The following is an 18,296-nucleotide window of genomic DNA, read 5'->3' as shown; positions in this document are numbered from 1 at the left end:
GGCGGCAGCCGGACCGATTGTCGACCGTGAGGTGACAGCCGATCCCGCTGCCGCCAACTGCCTCCCCAGGCGGGCGGACCGTGCGGATCAGGGCGTGTTGTTGGCCAGGGCGATCAGCCGGGTGCGGTCACCGTTCCAGTAGTTGCGGTCCACGTTGCCGCTGATCCCGGAGACGACGCCGGTGCTCGTGTACTGCCAGAAGCTCCACACCGGAGCGCCGGCCGGCAGCGTGCCCGGCGTGCTCGACCAGCGGGCCAGCCAGAGCGGGTGGTTCGCCCACGGGCCGGTCCAACTGCCGGTGCACTGGTTCCAGAAGCTGGTCGTGGTGTAGATGACCGCGTAGCGGCCGGTGCGGGAGCGGTAGGTGTTCAGGAAGTCCTGCACCCAGTTGCGCATGCCGGTGGTGCTGAGCCCGTAGCAGTAGCCGCCTGCGTACGGGTTGGCTTCCAGGTCCAGCGCGGCGGGGAGCGTCCGGCTGTCGGCCGACCAGGCGCCGCCGTTGGACGCGAGGTAGTTCGCCTGGGTCGAACCGGCGGAGATGTTCGGCCGGGCGAAGTGGTACGCCCCGCGGATCACCCCGGCGTTGTACGAGTTGACGTAGTTGGCGTTGAAGTTCGGGTCCTTGTAGCTGGTGCCCTCGGTGGCCTTGATGAAGGCGAACTGGATGCCGGCGTTGCGGACGCTCGTCCAGTTGATGGTGCCCTGGTAGCGGGATACGTCGATGCCGGGCGTGGTCGCCGCGGCCGCCGGGCCGGCGGTCGCGACCAGGGCCGCCGCAGCGGTGGCGAGGACGGTGAGGCCGGTCGCGAGCACGCGGCGCAGCGGTGATCTGGTACGGGCCATGGCTGCCTCCAAGGACGTCTTCTATTGACGCCCATCTTTGGAGCTTAGTGCCCTAGATCACAAGAGTTGCTGAAGAAACTTTCATCGACGGGTGTTGGTGGGCCGGCGACATCGCGGTGAACCGGGTCAGCGCAGGGCGGCCGGGTCGAGCTGCCAGCGGAACGGTTCCACGATGGTCAGCGTCTCGCCGGGCTTGGCCACCTGGTCCTCGACGTAGTGCCCGCCGTCGAGCCGGAACAGCCGCAGGGAGTGCCCGTCGCCGTCCTGTTCGACCAGCAGGTACCAGGGGATCCGCGCGATGGCGTAGAGCTGCATCTTGAGCAGACGATCGGCGGCGGCGTTACCCGGCGAGACGACCTCACCGACGAGAGACACTCGATCGGCGTCGAGAAAGGTGCCCTCGTCGTGGCTCACCAACAGGCTCCCGTCGAGCAGTTCGATCCGGTCAGGCGTCTCGCCCAAGGCGAAGTAGTCGGCCTCGGTCCACAGTCCGACATGCGGCTCCAGGGGCGCTGCGCTCACGTGCGTTCACCTCCCGCTCCGCTCGCCACCCGATCAGTCTCACACGATACGAGGAGGTGGCCCGGAACCGACACCGATCGCCGCCGGTAGGCTCGCGCCCCATGATGTCGATCGACGGGCTGGGCGACCTGTGGGACACGCTGTTCGGCGCACAGCCGGACCCGCCCCCACTGCTGGTGCTGATCACCGCGGCCGTCGCTCTGGTGGTGGTCAGCACCCGACTGCCGTGGCGGATCGCCCGCAACGCCATCACCATCGCCCACGAGGGCGGGCACGCGCTGATCGCCCTGCTCACCGGCCGCAAGCTGCGCGGCATCCGGCTGCACTCGGACACGTCGGGGTTGACGCTCTCCGCCGGCCGGCCCACCGGGCCGGGGATGATCCTCACCCTGCTCGCCGGCTACGTCGCCCCACCGCTGGTGGGGTTGGCCGGTGCCTGGTTGCTCGGCGGCAACCGGATCACCCTGCTGCTCTGGGTCGCGGTGGCGCTGCTGCTCGCCATGCTGGTCATGATCCGCAATGCCTTCGGCGTGGTGTCGCTGCTGGTCACCGGCGCCCTGGTGCTCGCAGTCTCGTGGTACGCCACCCCGCAGGTGCAGGCCGCGTTCGCGTACACCGGGGTGTGGTTCCTGCTGCTCGGCGGGGTGCGGCCGGTGGTGGAGCTGCAACGGCTGCGTTCCCGCGGCCGGATGCCCGCCTCCGACGCCGATCAGCTCGCCGGGCTCACCCCGTTCCCGGCGTTCTTCTGGGTGACCTTCTTCGCCCTGGTCAACGTGGTCGCGCTCGTCGCCGGAGCCCTGCTGCTGGCGGGCCCGATCCTCAGCGACGCCGGCCTGACCGTCTGATCGCAGAGCCCGACCGCCGGTCGGCCAGCGCCGGCTCTGCCACCTCGCCGGACGGGCAGAATGAGGCCATGCGATATGTGATCATCGGGGCGGGCGCGGTCGGCGGGACCATCGGCGTACGGCTGGCCCAGGCCGGCCGGGACGTGACCCTGGTGGCCCGGGGCGCGCACCTGGACGCGATCCGCGCGCGGGGTCTGACCCTGCGCCAGCCCGACGGCGAGGTCACCGCCCGGCTCGCCGCCGTGGACGGCCCCGACGACCAGCCGCTGCCCGCCGACACGGTGCTGGTCCTCACCGTCAAGTCGCAGGACACCGCCGGCGCGCTGGCCGCCTGGGTGGACGCGCCGGTGGCCGGCGGCGGCACGGCGGGCGAGCGGCTGCCGCTGGTCACCGCGCAGAACGGGGTGGCGAACGAGCGCGCCGCGCTGCGACTCTTCGCCGACGTGCATCCGGTCTGCGTGTGGCTGCCGGCCACACACCTGGAGCCGGGCATGGTGGTGGCGAACGGATACCCGCACCCCGGGATGCTGCATGTCGGGCGGTACCCGTCCGGCGCCGACGACACCGATCAAGGGGTCGCCGCGGACCTCACCGCCGCCGGGTTCGTCGCTCCGATCCGGCCGGACGTGATGCGCTGGAAGTACGGCAAGCTGCTCAGCAACCTCGGCAACGGCCTGCAGGCGCTGCTCGGCCGGGACATCCCGGAGGCGCTGATCGAGCGGGTACGCGCCGAGGGCCTGGCCGCGTTCGCAGCCGCGAGCATCGCCCACACCTCGCCGGAGGAGGAGAAGGCCGAACGCGGAGACCTCGTCCAGCAGCGGCCCGTCGACGGCGAGGGTCGCTCCGGCGGCTCCACCTGGCAGAGTCTCGCCCGGGGCACCGGCTCCACCGAGGTGGACCACCTCAACGGGGAGATCACGCTGCTGGGCAGGTTGCACGGCGTACCGACGCCGGCCAACGTGGCCGTGCAGCGCGCGGTGCGCCGGGCCGTCCGGGAGCGCATCGCGGCCGGCGCGTTCCCGCTCGCCGAGCTGGAGAAGATGATCGCCTGATCGCGGCAACCGACGGCCCCGCCCGGCGCGTGTTCCCTGCGACCGACACGGGGAGGTAGTGGGTGCCGGACGTCGACGGGTTCGACGAGTTCTACCGAGGGAGCCGGCAACGGCTGCTCGGTTTCGTCTACGTGCTCACCGGCGACCGGGTCGAGGCGCAGGACGCCGTGCAGGAGGCGTACATCCGGGCGTGGCAGCGCTGGTCGACGGTCAGCCAGTACGACGAGCCGGAGGCGTGGGTGCGGGTGGTGGCCAGCCGCATCGCGGTCAGCCGGTGGCGCAGCCTGCGCAGTCGGGCCCGCGCGTACCTGCGGCACGGGGCCACCGAGACCGTTCCCGGCCCGGGCACCGACACCGTCGAGGTGGTCGCCGCGCTGCGTCGGCTGCCCGAGGAGCAACGCGTCGCCATCGCCCTCTACTACCTGGTCGGCATGCCGGTCGCCGAGGTGGCACGGGAGACCGATGCTCCGGTCGGCACGGTCAAGGCCCGGCTCTCCCGGGGGCGCGCCGCGCTCGCCGGGCTGCTCGCCGTCTCTGATCTGGAGGAGGCTACCGATGCGTGACGACCTGGCATTCGTCGAACAGGTCCGCCGTGACCTGGAGGACGTGCGATGGCCGGAGCCACAGGACATCCGGGCCCGCGCCCGCCGGCGCAGCCGACGTACCGCCGTGGCGGCGACGGTCGTGCTGACGCTGGCGGGCGTGTCCGCCTTCGTCGCGACCGGAGGCGGTGGAGAGTCGGCGCCGCCTCCGGTGGCGGCTTCGGCCTCCCCGACCCCACCCGCCCGTGGCGAGATCGCCGCTGAGTCCCTGGTGCAACCGGCCGACCTGTCGCAACCGGCGCAGGTGCAGCTCAGCGAGTCGGACTTCGCGCAGCCGATCCTGGTGGATTCGATGCTGGGTCACTGCGGGCAGAGCCGGGGGATGACGCCCACCTGGCCGATATCCCGCTGGTCACGGTCGCAGACCCTGCTGCGGGAACGCCCCGTCGGCGTCGACCACACCGTCGGTGACCTGCTACTCAAGCAGGATCTGTACCGGGTGGCGCCGGAGACGGGTGCGTCGTTGTTCGCCGACCTCGACCGACTGCTGGCCACCTGCGCCGAGTGGGCGAGCGCCGGGCCCTACACGATGGCGGAACAGACGGTCACCGCGCAGGCGGTGCACAACTGGACAGTCGTCCAGCGGAGCTTTGCAGGCGACGGGGCCGCCATGGTGCGCCACACCCAGTCGCCCGTCCGCGACCAGAAGACCGGCGAGACCATTGGCGACGCGCCCCGACCGACCAGCACGGCGGTGGTGCAGGTGGGCGATGTGGTCGCGGTGCTCACCCTGGGACGGGACGGCACCGAGCCGGAGCTGAGCCGCCTCGCCGAGGTGGCTGCCCACCGCATGTGCCTCGCCGCCAACCCGCCGTGCTGACATGAGCCGGTTCCTGATCCGCGCAACTTCAGGGATGTAGGCGCCTCCGGGCGTCCCGAGGCCACTCTTTCCCTGAAGTTGCGCAGGCCGCGAGCGCGCTCAGAGGGGGATGTTGCCGTGCTTCTTCGGGGGAAGGGTCTCGCGCTTGGTGCGCAGGACTCGTAGCGCCCGGACGATCTGGGTGCGCGTCTCGTGCGGCGGGATCACCGAGTCGATGTACCCGCGCTCGGCCGCCACGTACGGGTTGGCCAGGGTGTCCTCGTACTCGGCGATCTTCTCGGCGCGGACCGCCGCCGGGTCCTCGGCGCCGGCCAGCTCGGAGCGGTAGAGGATGTTCACCGCGCCCTGCGCGCCCATCACCGCGATCTGCGCGGTCGGCCAGGCGAAGTTCAGGTCCGCGCCCAGATGCTTGGAACCCATCACGTCGTACGCCCCGCCGTACGCCTTGCGGGTGATCACGGTGACCTTGGGGACGGTCGCCTCGGCGTACGCGTAGATGAGCTTGGCGCCCCGGCGGATGATGCCGTCCCACTCCTGGCCGGTGCCGGGCAGGAATCCGGGCACGTCCACGAAGGTCAGCACCGGGATGTTGAACGCGTCGCAGGTGCGGACGAACCGTGCTGCCTTCTCGGAGGCGGCGATGTCCAGGGTGCCGGCGAAGTGCATCGGCTGGTTGGCCACCACCCCGACCGGTCGTCCCTCGACCCGGCCGTAGCCGACCACGATGTTCTGCGCGTAGAGCGGCTGGACCTCGAGGAACTCCCCGTCGTCGAGCACGTGCTCGATCACCCGGTGGATGTCGTACGGCTGGTTGGCCGAGTCCGGGATCAGCGTGTCCAGCTCGCGGTCCTCGTCGCTGATCGCCAGCTCGGCGGGAGCCTCGTAGACCACCGGCTCGTCGAGGTTGTTCGACGGCAGGTACGACAGCAGCGCCTTGACGTACTCGACGGCGTCCTCCTCGTCGCTCGCGAGGTAGTGCGCGTTGCCGCTGCGGGAGTTGTGCGTCCGGGCGCCGCCCAGCTCCTCCATGCCGACGTCCTCGCCGGTCACCGTCTTGATCACGTCGGGGCCGGTGATGAACATGTGGGAGGTCTGGTCGACCATCACGGTGAAGTCGGTGACCGCGGGGGAGTAGACCGCGCCGCCGGCGCAGGGACCCATCACGAGCGAGATCTGCGGGATGACGCCGGAGGCCCGGACGTTGCGGAAGAAGATCTCGCCGTAGAGGCCGAGCGAGACCACACCCTCCTGGATGCGCGCCCCGCCGGAGTCGTTGATGCCGACCACCGGGCAACCGATCTTCATGGCCAGGTCCATCACCTTGACGATCTTCTCGCCGAAGACCTCGCCGAGCGAACCGCCGAAGACCGTGAAGTCCTGCGCGAAGACGCAGACCTGCCGGCCGTCCACCGTGCCGTAGCCGGTGACGACGCCGTCGCCGTACGGGCGGTTCCTCTCCAGCCCGAAGGCTGTGGACCGGTGCCGGGCCAGCTCGTCCAGCTCGACGAAGGAGCCCTCGTCGAGGAGCATCTCGATCCGCTCGCGGGCGGTCTTCTTACCGCGCGCGTGCTGCTTCTCGACCGCGCGTGCCGATCCGGCGTGCACCGCCTCGTCGACGCGGCGCTCCAGGTCCGCCAGCTTGCCCGCGGTGCTGTGCATGTTGGTCCCGGTCTCGGTAGTCACCCTGGGAATATAACGATGGTTCAGGTCGCCGCCGCTGTGCAGTACACCTCAGTGCGGTGTGGGCGCCGCCGTAGGCTGGCGGCATGCCGGGCTCCCCGTACACCGATCTGGACCGCCCGCCACTGTCGGCGACCCGGCTGCGGCGCGCGCTGGTCGCGCCGCACGGCCCGTGGGCCCGGTTGGAGCTGCTCGCCGAGACGGGTTCCACCAACGCCGACGTGGCCGAGGCGGCCCGGGCCGGCGAGCCGGAGGGACTGGTCGTGGTCGCCGAGCGGCAGACCGCCGGGCGTGGCCGGCGCGGCCGGGTCTGGCAGTCACCGCCGCGGGCCGGGATCACCACCAGCGTGCTGCTGCGGCCCGGTGAGGCCGTGCCGGACCGCGGTTGGCCGGCGGCACCGCCCACTGGGTACGGCTGGCTGCCGCTGCTGGCCGGCGTCGCGCTGGTCGAGGCGGTGGCCCGGCTGGCCGAGCTGGAGGCCTCCCTGAAGTGGCCCAACGACCTGCTGATCGGCGACGCCAAGTGCGCCGGCGTGCTGGCCGAGGGGATTCCCGGGCGTTCGCCGGCCCAGCCGCCGGCCATCGTGCTCGGCATCGGCCTCAACGTGACGCTGCGCGCCGAGGAGCTGCCGGTGAACCCGACCGGGCTGCCGGCCACCTCGCTGCAACTGGCCGGCGCGGCGGCCACCGACCGGGACCCGCTTCTCCGGGCGCTGCTGCGGGCGGTGGCCGACTGGTACGACCGCTGGCGGTCCGCCGGCGGGGACGCCGTGGCGAGCGGCCTGCGCGACGCCTATCTGGCGGCCTGCGCCACGATCGGCCGTGAGGTGCGGGTCCTGCTGCCCAACGGCGACGACCTGACCGGTACCGCCACCGGCGTCGACGCCGACGGCCAACTCCTCATCACCACCCCCGCCGGCAACCGCGTCCTGGCGGCGGGCGACGTCCTCCACCTGCGCTGACCCGTCGCCCACTCTCCGCGATCTTGCAGTTGCTGCCTGGACGAAAAGGGCGAAAGCCGCACAACGGCGACCGGAAGTGCAAGATCGCGAAGAGTGGGTGGGTGGCCGCGTGGCGGATGTTGTGTACCCGGGTGGGGGGTTTACGGTCAGCGCGTCGTTTCCCCGTTGGAGGTTGCCGTGGCGTTCCCCGAAGACGTGCTCACCGAGGACGAGCATGTCGTGCTGCACCTGCACCCGCACTGGAAGGCGTTGATCCGGCCGATCGCGGTGCTGGTGCTCGCCGTCGCCGCGGTGGTGGCCGGCGTGCTGCTTCTGCCCTCGGGCGGTGGTGGGTCGGTCGCGCTGGCCGTGATCGGTGTGATCGCGCTGGTGGCGGCGCTCTGGCTGGGGCTGTGGCCGTTCCTGGTCTGGCGCACCACGCACTACCTGTTCACCGATGAGCGGGTGCTGCTCCAGCAGGGCGTCTTCTCCCGGGATCGGCGGGACATCCCGCTCACCCGGATCAACGACCACTCGATGAACCAGCGGTTCCTGGAGCGGGTGCTCGGCTGCGGCACGCTGACCATCGAGTCCGCCGGCGAGCGGGGCCAGTCGGTCCTCTCGGACGTCCCGGGCGTCGGCCGGGTGCAGACCAAGCTGTACGAACTGGTCGAGGCGCAGCACGACAAGCACTCGCTGGGCGACGGGGAGATGCGCGACATCCTCGCCGACATGCGCGAGGGCAAGCCGCTGCGCGACACCACGACCTGATCCGGACGGGTGACCGCCCCGGCCGACGGGTCGGGGCGGGTCAGTCGGACGGGCTCCCGGACGGGTCCGCCGAGGGCGGTTCGTCCTCGGTTGCGGGCTCGGTCGGGCGCAGCGCGAACCAGCCACGGAAGCGGGTCCGCAGCACCTCCTGCTCGGGCCGGTCGTCTGGGCCGAGGCGGAGCATGGTGCCGGTGAGGCTGACGGTGCCGAGGCCCGGACGGGCGGTGGACGGGCGGGCGCCCATCACGTCGACCCGGACGGCGAGCCGGTCTCCGGCACGCACCGGGGCGAGCCAGCGCAGCTCCTCCAGACCGGGGGAGGCGTCCGCCGCCGCCCGTGACAGCAGGTGGTCGACGTACGCCCGCATGAACAGGCTGACGGTGTAGAAGCCGCTCGCGATGAGCCCGCCGTGCCGGCTCTCCCCGGCCAGCTCCGCGTCGACGTGGTACCACTGCGGGTCGAAGCGGCGGGCGAAGGCCACCATCTCGTCGCCGTCCACGGTGACAACGCCCAGGTCGACCGTGAGACCCGGCACGAGGTCTTCGAAGAACAGTGCCGCGGGGGCTCCGGTGCCGGAGCGCGTGGTGGGCGCGGTCACCGGCGGGGCGAGCGGCGGGTGCCGGCGTGCAGCTCCGCGGCGAGTTCCGCGTCCAGGTCGGCGGTGAGGCCGGTCGTCAACGGCATGGACCGCCCCTGGGTGGGAGCGCCGTTCGGGCTGGGTGTCGGCGCGGGGCGTTCGTCGGCCTGCGCCTCCTCGAGCTCGGAGACGGATTCGGCGAGCTCGGCGACCGGGTCCATCCCGGCCATCGTGTCCCACTCGTCGCGCGGAATGCTGTGCCAGGTGGGCTCGGGCTTCGCGTCGGCCTGGGCCGGTTCGACGGGCTGGAAGACGAAGGTCCGGTACGACCAGAACCGGAACAACGTGGCCAGTAGAACGCCGCCCGTCTTCGCCACGTTCAGCGCCAGCAGGCCGTGCACGCCGAGACCGTACTTGGCCGCGGCCAGAACGCCCAGCTCGATGATCAGGCCGGTCGCGTTGAACAGGAAGAACAGGACGTACTCGCGTCTGAGCGCCGATTTCGGGCGATCCCGGTACGTCCAGTGACGATTCATTAGATAAGACGTGATCGTGGCGACGATGGTCGCGATCACGGTGGCCTTCAGTTGGCCGTCGGCAAAGACCGTGAGTGCAAGTGCATTGAACACCGCGTAATTGATGACGGTGTTGATGCCGCCGACGATGCCGAATTTGAGCGCCTCGTGGATGAACTTCTGCCAGCGCTCAGGCAGCAGACGGACAAGACGCATGCGAAACACCTTAGGTCAGTCGGTGAAGCCGGCGATCACCGGCCGAACGAGGTGGGCGGCAGGTCACGCCCCGTGGTCACGGTCGTGCTTCACCTGCGGAACGGTCGGGGTTCCCGCTTCGACGAAGACGAACCGCCGGTAGGACCAGAATCGGAACAGCGTGCCGAGGCCCGTGCCGACGACGAAGCTGGCGACGTTGTCGGCCAGCGGCGTCTGAAAGACGGCCGGCCAGATGCTGCCGAGCCCGTACCGGCTGATCGCGAGGCAGGCCACCGCGATGCCGAGACCGACGGCGTTGAAGAAGAAGAAGAGCGCGTACTCCCGGGCCGGGTTGTTGCGCTGGCGGTGCCGCCACGTCCAGAACCGGTTGCCGACGAACGCGACGGAGGCGGCGATCACGGTGGAGATCGTCTTCGCCGTCACCTGCTCCATGCCGCGCGCGGTTGTCAGGTAGTTGAAGAGGGCGAAGTCGAGGAGGAAGGCGATGCCGCCCACCGTGGCGAACTTGCTCAACTCGCGGACGAGGTGACCGAAACGGTCGAGCAGTGCGCGGACCAGACCCGGTCGGGTCTGCCGGGGACCCGGTTGTTCCCCGGTCATTGTCGCGGCCACGGGCCGAGCCTACCGGCTGTTGACCAGTCAGCGGGGTAGCAACGGCGAGCAGGCGTCGTCACTGGTGCCGACCCTCCGTCGGGTGCGCCGTTGTTGAACGCAGCGTAACCAATGAGGAGGACTGACGCGCTGCGGAACGGGAATCACTCAACCGGTCGGCGGGACCGGTCCACGGCCCGACCGCCACTCACGTCGGCCGGGGTGCACAACAAAATTTGCGTGAAACTGCGCGGGAAAGCGGGTATCAGATCGTGATGCCGCAGCGTGGCCGTACCTTGTGCAGTTCTTCACAACCTGTCCCACTGACTCGGAAGGCTGCCCGGTTTACGCTGAGGCCAATCCCAGGTTTCCACGAAGGCGACGCATCGCGCCGCTGAGACTCGTGCATCCCATAGATCGGTCAGCGTCGACCACCAAGGAGATGTGTCATGGTTGCTCCGGCTGTTGTGCGGGGTATCGATCAGGCCCCGACGTCCCATCCGAAACTGCTCGCCTGGGTCCGTGAGGTCGCGGAACTGACAACCCCCGACCGTGTCGTCTGGGTGGACGGGTCCGACGAGGAGTGGCGCCGCCTCACCGACGAGCTGGTCGAGGCCGGAACCCTGATCCGGTTGAACCCGGAGAAGAAGCCCAACTCGTTCTACGCGCGTACCGACCCGACGGACGTCGCGCGGGTCGAGGAGCGCACCTTCATCTGCTCCGTCGACGAGGCGGACGCCGGCCCCACCAACAACTGGATGGCGCCGGCCGAGATGAAGCGGACGATGACCGACCTGTACCGCGGCTCGATGCGCGGTCGCACCATGTACGTCATCCCGTTCGTCATGGGGCCGGTCGAGTCCGAGAGCCCCATGTTCGGCGTCGAGATTACCGACAGCCCGTACGTGGTCGCCTCGATGCGCATCATGACGCGGATGGGCGCGTCCGTCCTCGAGGCGATGGGCAACGACGCCGACTTCGTGCACGCGCTGCACTCGATCGGCGCCCCGCTCGCCCCCGGCCAGCAGGACGTGGCCTGGCCGTGCAACGAGACGAAGTACATCTCGCACTTCCCGGAGACCCGGGAGATCTGGTCGTTCGGCTCCGGCTACGGCGGCAACTCGCTGCTCGGCAAGAAGTGCTACTCGCTGCGGATCGCCAGCGTGATGGGGCGTGACGAGGGCTGGCTCGCCGAGCACATGCTGATCCTCAAGATCACCTCGCCGGAGGGCAAGGTCCACCACATCGCCGGCGCCTTCCCGTCCGCCTGTGGCAAGACCAACCTGGCGATGGTCGAGCCGACCATCCCGGGCTGGAAGGTCGAGACCATCGGCGACGACATCGCCTGGATGCGGTTCGGCCAGGACGGCCGGCTGTACGCGGTCAACCCGGAGTACGGCCTCTTCGGTGTCGCGCCGGGCACCGACTGGAAGACCAACGCCAACGCGATGCGGACGCTGGACCGGGGCAACTCCATCTTCACCAACGTGGGTCTCACCGACGACGGGGACGTCTGGTGGGAGGGCATGGGCGAGCCCCCCGCGCACCTGATCGACTGGAAGGGCAACGACTGGACGCCGGAGAGCGACAGCCTCTCCTCGCACGCGAACAGCCGGTTCTGCACCCCGATCACCCAGTGCCCGATCCTCGCCGACGAGTACTTCGACCCGAACGGGGTGCCGATCGACGCGATCCTCTTCGGCGGCCGCCGCAAGGACACCATCCCGTTGGTGACCGAGGCCCGCGACTGGGTGCACGGCGTCTACATGGGTGCCACGCTCTCCTCGGAGACGACCGCCGCCGCGTCCGGCGCGGTCGGCGTGGTCCGCCGCGACCCGATGGCCATGCTGCCGTTCATCGGCTACCACGCCGGTGACTACTTCCGGCACTGGATCGAGATGGGTAAGGGCGCCGACGGCGACGAGGCCAAGCTGCCCAAGATCTACTACGTCAACTGGTTCCGCAAGGACCCGGACGGCTCCTTCCTCTGGCCGGGCTTCGGCGAGAACTCGCGTGTGCTCAAGTGGATCGTCGAGCGGCTCGAGGGCCGGGCCGACGCGGTGGAGACCCCGGTGGGCATGGTGCCCGCGCCGGACTCGCTGGACGTCGAGGGCCTGGACATGACCCCGGAGGACGTCCGGATCGCGCTGAAGGTCGACCCGGACGAGTGGCGCAACGAGTTGCCGCTGGTCACCGAGTGGTTCGAGAAGTTCGGTGACAAGCTGCCGGGCGTGCTCTGGGCCGAACTGGACGCGCTGCGGGCACGCCTGGACGCCGAGCAGCCGCAGCGGTAGGTGTGAGACGAGCCCGTCACGGGCATCATCGGATCCCATGAGGACGGCCGCCGAGACCGAGGTCCGGCGGCCGTCCGCCGTCCGGGTGCTCACCATCCTGCTCGCGACGACCGCGGCGGCCACCGTCGTGGTCGAGCTGCTCAACTGGTGGTACGCCCCTGAGCAGGGCTTCGGCCTGGCGGTGCGGACCGGCTGGGCGATGCTGCGCTCGTTCGGCTTCCTGCTGCTGATCGGGCACGTCCGCCGGGGGCGGACGGTGGCCCGCCCCTTCGGACTGATCCTCGCGGTCACCACGGTCTTCGCCGTCGGCCGGCTGATCGTGCCCCGGCAGGGGGTGCCACCGCTGCCCGGCCTGCTCGGCTTCGCCGCGCTCACCGCGCTCTGCGCGGCGGTGGTGTGGATGCTCTACCGCTCGTCGGCGCTGGCCGGTCACCTGGTTCGGCACCGGCCGCGGCTGGTCATCGACCGGGCCGGCATCTCCTGGCGGGAGACCCCGCCGCGCCGGCCACAGGTCAGCGCCTGGCTGCTGACCAGCCGGGTCGCCGCGTTCACCTACAGCCCGCTGATGCTGGTGCCGGCGTTGGTGGCCGGCGGCTCCATCCTGGACGACCGGCTGGAGGCGGTGCCGGCCGTGCTGTTCTGGTTCGGCGCCGGCATCGCGGCCAGCTACGCGGTGCTGTTCTGCACCGCGTTCCTCATGCGCGGAAAGAGCTGGGCTCGCGGGCTGCTGGTCGTCGTCACGGTGGTCGTGCTCGCCGTGGACCTGCCGCTGTGCTGGTGGTTGCTGGGCGTGGACGGCCTGGTCCGGGACGGCGCCCCGCTGCTCGCCGCCGCCGCGCTGACGCTGCACGGTCTCTGGCGTGCCTCCCGCGCCGCCGACGCCGCCCCGGCCTGAACCCGGTCGACGCGAGCGGGCAGGAGGCAGGATGGCGGGTGGCGCCGGTCACAGCGGCCGGCGTCGGCGGCGCAGGCGGTTCGTCGGGCGGGCGGGAACGGCCGGGCCGCGTCGGCGGAGGGAGGCGCGCGTGAGCGACGAATTCGACGTGGTGGTGGTGGGAGCGGGGCCGGCGGGGGCGGCCGCCGCGCTGACGGCCCGCCGGGCGGGTGCCAGCGTGCTGCTGCTGGACCGGGCCGACTTTCCCCGGGACAAGGCGTGTGGCGACGGGATCGCCGCGCACTCGGTGGACGTACTCGCCGAGCTGGGGGTGACCGAGGCGGTGGCGGGCTACGCCCCGCTGCCGGCGCTGCGCATGATCGCCCCCGGCGGCGGTGCGGTGGCCCGCGCGCTGCCCCGACCGGCGTACACCGTGCCCCGGCAGGTCTTCGACGCGCGGCTGGTGGCGGCGGCGGTGGCCGCCGGCGCGCAGCTGCGCCGGCACACCGTGCGGCGGGTCGAGCCGCGCGCCGACCGGGTGGTCCTCGACGGTGAGCTGTCCGGACGGGTGGTGGTGGGCGCGGACGGCGCCGGGTCGGTGGTCCGCCGTGCGCTCGGCCATCCCGTGAACCCCGACCGGCACCTGGCGCTGGCGATCCGGGGGTACGCGCCGGCGCTGCCCGGCCCGTCGGAGCAGCTCATCGTCACCTCGCACGCACGCTGGCCGGCGTACGCCTGGTCGTTCCCGATCGGCGACGGGCGGGCGAACGTCGGGTACGGGGAGGTGCTGCGCGGCGAGCCGTTGAGCCGGGGATACCTGCTGGACCGGCTGGCCGCGTTGCTGCCCGGCACCGACCTGGCGACGGTGACCGCGCTGCGCGCCCACCACCTGCCGCTGTCCACCCATCGGCCCGCACCCGGGAGGGGCCGGACGCTGCTGGTCGGCGACGCCCTGTCGCTGATCAATCCATTCACCGGGGAGGGCATCTTCTACGCGCTGCTCTCCGGCGCGCTGGCCGGGGCAGCGGCGGCCCGGGCACCCGAGAGCGCCGCCCGCCGCTACGCCGACGGGCTGCGCCGTCGGCTCGGCACCCACCTGCGGCACAGCTCGGTCGCGGCCTGGTTGGCGCGACGCCGGCGAGTGGTCGACGCGGCGGTCCGGGCGGCCCGTCGGGACGACCGGGTGTTCGACGACGTGGTCGAGTTGGGGCTCGGCGACGGGCGGCTCACCGCCCGTACCCTGGCCATGATCGGTATCGGGCTCCCCGGCGGGGATGGGGCTCCGAGGCGGTGATCCGTCCGGCGGGTCGCTACGCTGCTAGGTGATGACGCTGCGGAACCTTATCTACTCCGTGTACGAGCGCCGGCTCACGGCGAAGCTCGCGGGTAAGCCGGTGCCCCGACACGTCGGGGTGATGTGCGACGGCAACCGCCGGTGGGCCAGGGAGATGGGCTACGTCGACCCGAACGACGGGCACCGGGTCGGCGCCGCGAAGATCAAACACGTCCTGGGCTGGTGCGACCAGGCCGGCATCGGGCACGTCACGCTCTACCTGCTGGCCACGGACAACCTGCGCCGGCCGGCCAGCGAGCTGGATCCGCTACTGAAGATCATCGAGGATCTGGTGGTGGAGCTGGCCGAGGAGGGCAACCCCTGGCGACTGCGCATCGTCGGCGCGCTCGACCTGCTGCCCGCGCAGACGGCGGCGGCCCTCAAGGGCGCCGAGGAGCGCACCCGGGAGCGCAGCGGCGGCGCGGAGGTCAACATCGCGGTGGGCTACGGCGGTCGGCGGGAGATCACCGACGCGGTCCGCTCGCTGCTGCTGGAGCACGCCGCCTCCGGCGGCACCATCGAGGAGTTGGCCGAGGTGCTGGACGTCGAGCACATCGCCGAGCACCTCTACACCCGCGGCCAGCCCGACCCCGACCTGGTCATCCGCACCAGCGGCGAGCAGCGCCTGTCCGGTTTCATGCTCTGGCAGTCCGCGCACTCGGAGTTCTATTTCTGCGAGCTCAACTGGCCGGATTTCCGGCACATCGACTTTCTGCGCGCACTGCGGTCGTACGCCACCCGGCAACGCCGTTACGGCGCCTGAGCGGACACACCGCACAGGCACCCGAAGCGGACGTGCTGTCGGCCTGCTCAGGGCAGGTGCGTCAGCGCCCGGGTGAGGAAGTCGCCCAGGGCGGCCGGGGACTCGATGGTCAGGTCCGCGGCGTCAGCCACCTCGTGGCCGGTCTCCGGGTTGGCCACGGCGACGCAGACGCCGAGGAAGTCCGGGTCGGCGGCGGCCCGGGCGCGCAGCGCGGCGAAAGCCTTGATGTCCGAGACGTCGTCGCCGAAGTACCAGGCGCCGGTGGCCTCCCGGATCACCTCGCCGATGACCATGCCCTTGTCCCGGTCGACGGGCGGCTTGAGCTCCAGCACCATGCGCCCGGCCTGCACCCGCAGCCCCAGCCGGTCGGCCTGCGCCTGCCCCCACTGCTGCACGGTCGGACCGAGCTGCGGCGCGGTACGCCAGTGCAGCGCGACGGAGAGCCGCTTGTACTCGACCAGCGTGCCCGGCGGCAGCTCAGCCCGGGCCAGGTCGGCCAGCTCCGCCATGGTCGGCACCCAGGGCAGCGCGGCCGGTTCGGTGACCGTCTCGCCACCGGAGTGGCTGTGCTCCAGCCCGTAGAGGCCGTAGAGATCCACCCCGGCGAGCCCGCCGAGCTGGTCCCGGAGGAACTCCACCGGTCGGGCGGAGACGATCGCGACACGCTGCACCACCGGGGCCAGCGCCTCGATGGCGGCCAGCGCCTTGGGCGCGGGGCGTACCGCGGTCGGATCGTCGTCGACGGGCGCGAGCGTGCCGTCGAAGTCGAAGAAGAGCACGGTCCCCGCGGCCCGGCCGGCGGTTATCCGCCATGCCTGGTCGGCGTTCAACGGGGTCCTCGGCGTCTGATTGCCCAGATTCAACGGCGGCACGCGCGTCAGCGTACCCCGGCGATCGGGGCTCATTCCTGGCCGAGCCGGCCCGCCCGGCGGCGCATCGTCAGCGTTCGGCGGCTCCTCGCCCGCGGCGGCCGAACGGCACCACCGCCGCCTCCTGTCCGTGGCTCAGGAGATATCCCTCCACGAACCCGGTGTTGCGATCACCGGTGTGGTTCTCGATCTCGTTGAGCCGCGCGACCAGGAACTCGGTGAGTGCGCTGATCCGGTCGTTCAGCCGCTCGTGCAGCTCGGCGACGACGGCCAGGATGACCGCGGTGCCGGCACTGGTGAGCACGAGGAGGTTGACGAGCAGCGGAAGCTGCCCGCCGTTGACCGCGAGAGTCACCACGTTGCCGGTCACCCACAGTGTCATGGACACCGTGGCGACCACGACTGCCAACCACTTCAGGGTCATGGACAGACCCCTCCTTCTGTCCCGCAGGGCTGGGTTCGGCCTTGTCCCGTCCCCCCGCCGACGACGAGCCCAAGCAGTACGAATAGGGACGCTAGCGTGCCCGTTCCGGCCCCGGAGGCAAACGAATGAACCCGACCAGGCGTTCTTTCGCCATCTGAGGAACTACCCTGCTTGATTCCCTCTTTTTCGGACATCGACCGGCAACGTTGGGCGGTATGCGAGGTAGCGGATGGTTTCGCGGATGTGGAACTTCTCCGCGTCCGACACGTTGGGGTCGATCAGCCGGCGCAGCAGGGCCTCCACGTCCGGGTCCATCGGCGGCGCGGGTTGACCGGCGCGCGGGCCGGCGGCCGTGCGGTCCCAGCCGAGCGCGGCGAAGGCCGCGGCCGGGTTGAGCCCCAGGCCCTCGCAGAAGGCGACCACCCGTTCCGCCTCCGGGTCGCTGGCCCAGTCGCCGCGGACCCACCGGTTGATGGTCTGCCGCGAGACGCCGGTGCGTCGGGACACCTCGGTGCCGCTCCAGGCCCGGGTCGCCCGCGCCTCTTCGAGCGCGCGTCGGACGAAGGTGGCGAAGGCGATCTTCCGCGCATTGGCCGTCTCGGTCACCCCGTGACGGTACGGCCACTCGGCCGCGCCCGCGCGACCCGGCGCGCTGCTGTCACGCGAACGTGACGGGTTCCTCGGATTTCCGGTAAACGATCCAGTGCCGCTCTTGAGGGGTGTCACCCGGGCAGAATAGATGCCCGTAGTGGTGGCGGTAAACGGCCGAAAAGCTGATACTGTCACGCTCATGGGACAATCTACGGTGTGTCTCGTGCATGAGACGACTGGTGCTCACATGCGTCACACCTCCGTTGCCAGGGAGGTGTGGTGACCGAGCTCGCCACCCGAGCCCAGGCCTTCGGGCTGATCGCCGAGGGGGTGGCCGCGGGGCTGTGCGCTCCCTGGCGCCTCTACCTCGCCCGAGGCTGCCGTTACCTGTCGCTGAGCGTCGGCGACCGCGCCGAGTGGAATGCCTGGCGTACCCATCTCGGCTGCCCGGAGCTGAGCGTCCGCGTCTACGACGCCGGCGGCGAGATCCGCCGTTCGTCCGTGGCCGAGGTCGTCCTGGACGGCTGCCGGATCAGCGTCGAGCTGGTCGAGGAGGTCAGCACCGACGACCTGGACCGGCTGCTGGTCGCGGATCCCACCACCGTCGAGCCGGAGGAACGATGACGCGACGTCCGGGACCGGCCGGAGCCGCCCGATGAGCCCGTTCCTGGCGGTCTTCCTCGTCCTGGTGCTCGGTGCGACCAGCTACGCGGCCGGCCGTCTGCACGGGCAGCTCAGCTACCGCATCGGCTACCGCTTCGGCTACCGGCAGGGCTACTTCGACGGCGACCGGGGCGCCTGGAACCGGCGGCGCAGGGACGCCCAGGCCGCCATCGCCTCCGCCCTGTCGGTCTCGCCGGCGGGCGTCGTCCGCTCCGCGGGCACCGTCGCCCGCCCCGGCGCCACTGCCCGCTCCGGCGCTGTGGTCGGCCCCGGCACCACCTACACCGGCTCGTCGTTCACCGCGCCGGCCGCCCCGATCACCGGGCGGCACCCGACCGGCACGCTCGTCCGACGGACCGGCTGAGGTCGGCCGGCGGGGCCGCCCCGGGCGGTTCCGCCGACCGGCGCCACGAGCGCGGTGCGTCGTCCGCGGCGGACACGCACCGTCGGGGCCACGTCAGACCGGTGACGGTGGCCCCGCCGGCCGGGATGCGCGCAGGGGGCATGCAT

General features: G+C 71.3%; 21 protein-coding genes. 12 read left to right on the top strand and 9 right to left on the bottom strand.

What is annotated here, in order from left to right; translation table 11 throughout:
* Positions 1–87 precede the first annotated feature (87 nt).
* Positions 88–843, bottom strand: a complete 756-nt coding sequence (locus M8C17_RS08205) for a GH25 family lysozyme (protein ID WP_252415808.1) — start codon at positions 841–843, stop codon at positions 88–90.
* Between the two features lie 126 nt (positions 844–969).
* Positions 970–1,365, bottom strand: a complete 396-nt coding sequence (locus M8C17_RS08200; RefSeq protein WP_252415807.1) for a Uma2 family endonuclease — start codon at positions 1,363–1,365, stop codon at positions 970–972.
* A gap of 101 nt (positions 1,366–1,466) precedes the next feature.
* Here M8C17_RS08200 and M8C17_RS08195 point away from each other — a divergent pair, with 101 nt between their 5' ends.
* The 4 genes from M8C17_RS08195 (at position 1,467) to M8C17_RS08180 (ending at position 4,684) form a co-directional block, all read left to right on the top strand.
* Entirely contained in the window at positions 1,467–2,210 is a 744-nt protein-coding gene (locus M8C17_RS08195; RefSeq protein WP_252415806.1) for a M50 family metallopeptidase, read from the top strand.
* A 68-nt stretch (positions 2,211–2,278) separates the two neighbouring features.
* Complete coding sequence (locus M8C17_RS08190) at positions 2,279–3,262, top strand: ketopantoate reductase family protein (RefSeq protein ID WP_252415805.1); 984 nt, start codon at positions 2,279–2,281, stop codon at positions 3,260–3,262.
* Between the two features lie 62 nt (positions 3,263–3,324).
* The gene (locus M8C17_RS08185) at positions 3,325–3,825 is read left to right on the top strand and encodes a SigE family RNA polymerase sigma factor (protein ID WP_252415804.1); all 501 of its coding nucleotides are present in this window, start codon (positions 3,325–3,327) and stop codon (positions 3,823–3,825) included.
* Positions 3,818–4,684 carry a hypothetical protein gene (locus M8C17_RS08180; protein ID WP_252415803.1) on the top strand — a complete coding sequence of 289 codons (867 nt, stop codon included), beginning with the start codon at positions 3,818–3,820 and terminating at the stop codon, positions 4,682–4,684. The genes M8C17_RS08185 and M8C17_RS08180 overlap by 8 nt, the downstream gene beginning before the upstream one ends.
* A 99-nt stretch (positions 4,685–4,783) precedes the next feature.
* Here M8C17_RS08180 and M8C17_RS08175 read toward each other — a convergent pair whose 3' ends face one another.
* A complete protein-coding gene (locus M8C17_RS08175) occupies positions 4,784–6,367 on the bottom strand; it encodes an acyl-CoA carboxylase subunit beta (protein WP_252415802.1) in 1,584 nt (527 codons plus the stop codon).
* Positions 6,368–6,450: 83 nt separating this feature from the next.
* Here M8C17_RS08175 and M8C17_RS08170 point away from each other — a divergent pair, with 83 nt between their 5' ends.
* Positions 6,451–7,326, top strand: a complete 876-nt coding sequence (locus tag M8C17_RS08170; RefSeq protein ID WP_252415801.1) for a biotin--[acetyl-CoA-carboxylase] ligase — start codon at positions 6,451–6,453, stop codon at positions 7,324–7,326.
* A gap of 177 nt (positions 7,327–7,503) precedes the next feature.
* Complete coding sequence (locus tag M8C17_RS08165; RefSeq protein ID WP_252415800.1) at positions 7,504–8,076, top strand: PH domain-containing protein; 573 nt, start codon at positions 7,504–7,506, stop codon at positions 8,074–8,076.
* Between the two features lie 40 nt (positions 8,077–8,116).
* Here the strand turns inward: M8C17_RS08165 and M8C17_RS08160 are convergent, their stop codons facing one another.
* The 3 genes from M8C17_RS08160 to M8C17_RS08150 all read right to left on the bottom strand — a co-directional run bounded on the left by M8C17_RS08160 (position 8,117) and on the right by M8C17_RS08150 (position 9,984).
* A complete protein-coding gene (locus M8C17_RS08160) occupies positions 8,117–8,674 on the bottom strand; it encodes a MaoC/PaaZ C-terminal domain-containing protein (protein WP_252415799.1) in 558 nt (185 codons plus the stop codon).
* Entirely contained in the window at positions 8,671–9,384 is a 714-nt protein-coding gene (locus tag M8C17_RS08155) for a GtrA family protein (RefSeq protein ID WP_252415798.1), read from the bottom strand. Before M8C17_RS08155 ends, M8C17_RS08160 begins: the two co-directional genes overlap by 4 nt.
* 63 nt (positions 9,385–9,447) lie before the next feature.
* A complete protein-coding gene (locus tag M8C17_RS08150; RefSeq protein WP_256482386.1) occupies positions 9,448–9,984 on the bottom strand; it encodes a GtrA family protein in 537 nt (178 codons plus the stop codon).
* A 440-nt stretch (positions 9,985–10,424) separates the two neighbouring features.
* Between M8C17_RS08150 and M8C17_RS08145 the strand changes: the two genes are divergently transcribed.
* The 4 genes from M8C17_RS08145 (at position 10,425) to M8C17_RS08125 (ending at position 15,239) form a co-directional block, all read left to right on the top strand.
* Positions 10,425–12,269: a phosphoenolpyruvate carboxykinase (GTP) gene (locus M8C17_RS08145; protein ID WP_252415796.1), complete on the top strand. Its 1,845-nt coding sequence runs from the start codon at positions 10,425–10,427 to the stop codon at positions 12,267–12,269.
* 37 nt (positions 12,270–12,306) lie between these two features.
* The gene (locus tag M8C17_RS08140; protein WP_252415795.1) at positions 12,307–13,164 is read left to right on the top strand and encodes a hypothetical protein; all 858 of its coding nucleotides are present in this window, start codon (positions 12,307–12,309) and stop codon (positions 13,162–13,164) included.
* 130 nt (positions 13,165–13,294) lie between these two features.
* Complete coding sequence (locus M8C17_RS08130; RefSeq protein WP_308209385.1) at positions 13,295–14,437, top strand: geranylgeranyl reductase family protein; 1,143 nt, start codon at positions 13,295–13,297, stop codon at positions 14,435–14,437.
* 31 nt (positions 14,438–14,468) lie between these two features.
* On the top strand, positions 14,469–15,239 hold the full coding sequence (locus tag M8C17_RS08125) for an isoprenyl transferase (protein ID WP_252415794.1): 771 nt from the start codon (positions 14,469–14,471) through the stop codon (positions 15,237–15,239).
* A gap of 47 nt (positions 15,240–15,286) precedes the next feature.
* On the opposite strand, the gene otsB is transcribed toward M8C17_RS08125, so the two are convergent.
* The 3 genes from otsB to M8C17_RS08110 form a co-directional block, all read right to left on the bottom strand.
* Entirely contained in the window at positions 15,287–16,111 is an 825-nt protein-coding gene (otsB, locus tag M8C17_RS08120) for a trehalose-phosphatase (RefSeq protein ID WP_252415793.1), read from the bottom strand.
* 67 nt (positions 16,112–16,178) lie between these two features.
* The gene (locus tag M8C17_RS08115; RefSeq protein WP_252415792.1) at positions 16,179–16,532 is read right to left on the bottom strand and encodes a hypothetical protein; all 354 of its coding nucleotides are present in this window, start codon (positions 16,530–16,532) and stop codon (positions 16,179–16,181) included.
* Positions 16,533–16,694: 162 nt separating this feature from the next.
* Complete coding sequence (locus tag M8C17_RS08110; protein ID WP_252415791.1) at positions 16,695–17,138, bottom strand: helix-turn-helix domain-containing protein; 444 nt, start codon at positions 17,136–17,138, stop codon at positions 16,695–16,697.
* 264 nt (positions 17,139–17,402) lie between these two features.
* On the opposite strand from M8C17_RS08110, the gene M8C17_RS08105 reads away from it, so the two are divergent.
* Both M8C17_RS08105 and M8C17_RS08100 read left to right on the top strand, forming a co-directional pair.
* Positions 17,403–17,747, top strand: a complete 345-nt coding sequence (locus M8C17_RS08105) for a hypothetical protein (protein WP_252415790.1) — start codon at positions 17,403–17,405, stop codon at positions 17,745–17,747.
* Positions 17,748–17,778: 31 nt separating this feature from the next.
* Positions 17,779–18,150, top strand: coding sequence for a hypothetical protein (locus tag M8C17_RS08100; protein ID WP_252415789.1), 372 nt, complete (start codon positions 17,779–17,781; stop codon positions 18,148–18,150).
* Positions 18,151–18,296 lie beyond the last annotated feature (146 nt).

The sequence above is a fragment of the Micromonospora sp. RHAY321 genome, assembly GCF_023896955.1.
Lineage (GTDB): Bacteria > Actinomycetota > Actinomycetes > Mycobacteriales > Micromonosporaceae > Micromonospora.
Note: the sequence above shows the minus strand (reverse complement) of the source record. Positions and strands in the feature narration are given on the sequence as shown.

Bases quoted from the DNA above. Each gene is read 5' to 3' on its own strand.
- M8C17_RS08190 (WP_252415805.1), top strand. From the start codon at position 2,279: ATGCGATATGTGATCATCGGGGCGGGCGCGGTCGGCGGGACCATCGGC.
- M8C17_RS08145 (WP_252415796.1), top strand. From the start codon at position 10,425: ATGGTTGCTCCGGCTGTTGTGCGGGGTATCGATCAGGCCCCGACGTCC.
- M8C17_RS08100 (WP_252415789.1), top strand. From the start codon at position 17,779: ATGAGCCCGTTCCTGGCGGTCTTCCTCGTCCTGGTGCTCGGTGCGACC.
- M8C17_RS08140 (WP_252415795.1), top strand. From the start codon at position 12,307: ATGAGGACGGCCGCCGAGACCGAGGTCCGGCGGCCGTCCGCCGTCCGG.
- M8C17_RS08155 (WP_252415798.1), bottom strand. From the start codon at position 9,384: ATGCGTCTTGTCCGTCTGCTGCCTGAGCGCTGGCAGAAGTTCATCCAC.
- M8C17_RS08115 (WP_252415792.1), bottom strand. From the start codon at position 16,532: ATGACCCTGAAGTGGTTGGCAGTCGTGGTCGCCACGGTGTCCATGACA.
- M8C17_RS08195 (WP_252415806.1), top strand. From the start codon at position 1,467: ATGATGTCGATCGACGGGCTGGGCGACCTGTGGGACACGCTGTTCGGC.
- M8C17_RS08170 (WP_252415801.1), top strand. From the start codon at position 6,451: ATGCCGGGCTCCCCGTACACCGATCTGGACCGCCCGCCACTGTCGGCG.
- M8C17_RS08125 (WP_252415794.1), top strand. From the start codon at position 14,469: ATGACGCTGCGGAACCTTATCTACTCCGTGTACGAGCGCCGGCTCACG.
- M8C17_RS08150 (WP_256482386.1), bottom strand. From the start codon at position 9,984: ATGACCGGGGAACAACCGGGTCCCCGGCAGACCCGACCGGGTCTGGTC.
- M8C17_RS08180 (WP_252415803.1), top strand. From the start codon at position 3,818: ATGCGTGACGACCTGGCATTCGTCGAACAGGTCCGCCGTGACCTGGAG.
- M8C17_RS08205 (WP_252415808.1), bottom strand. From the start codon at position 843: ATGGCCCGTACCAGATCACCGCTGCGCCGCGTGCTCGCGACCGGCCTC.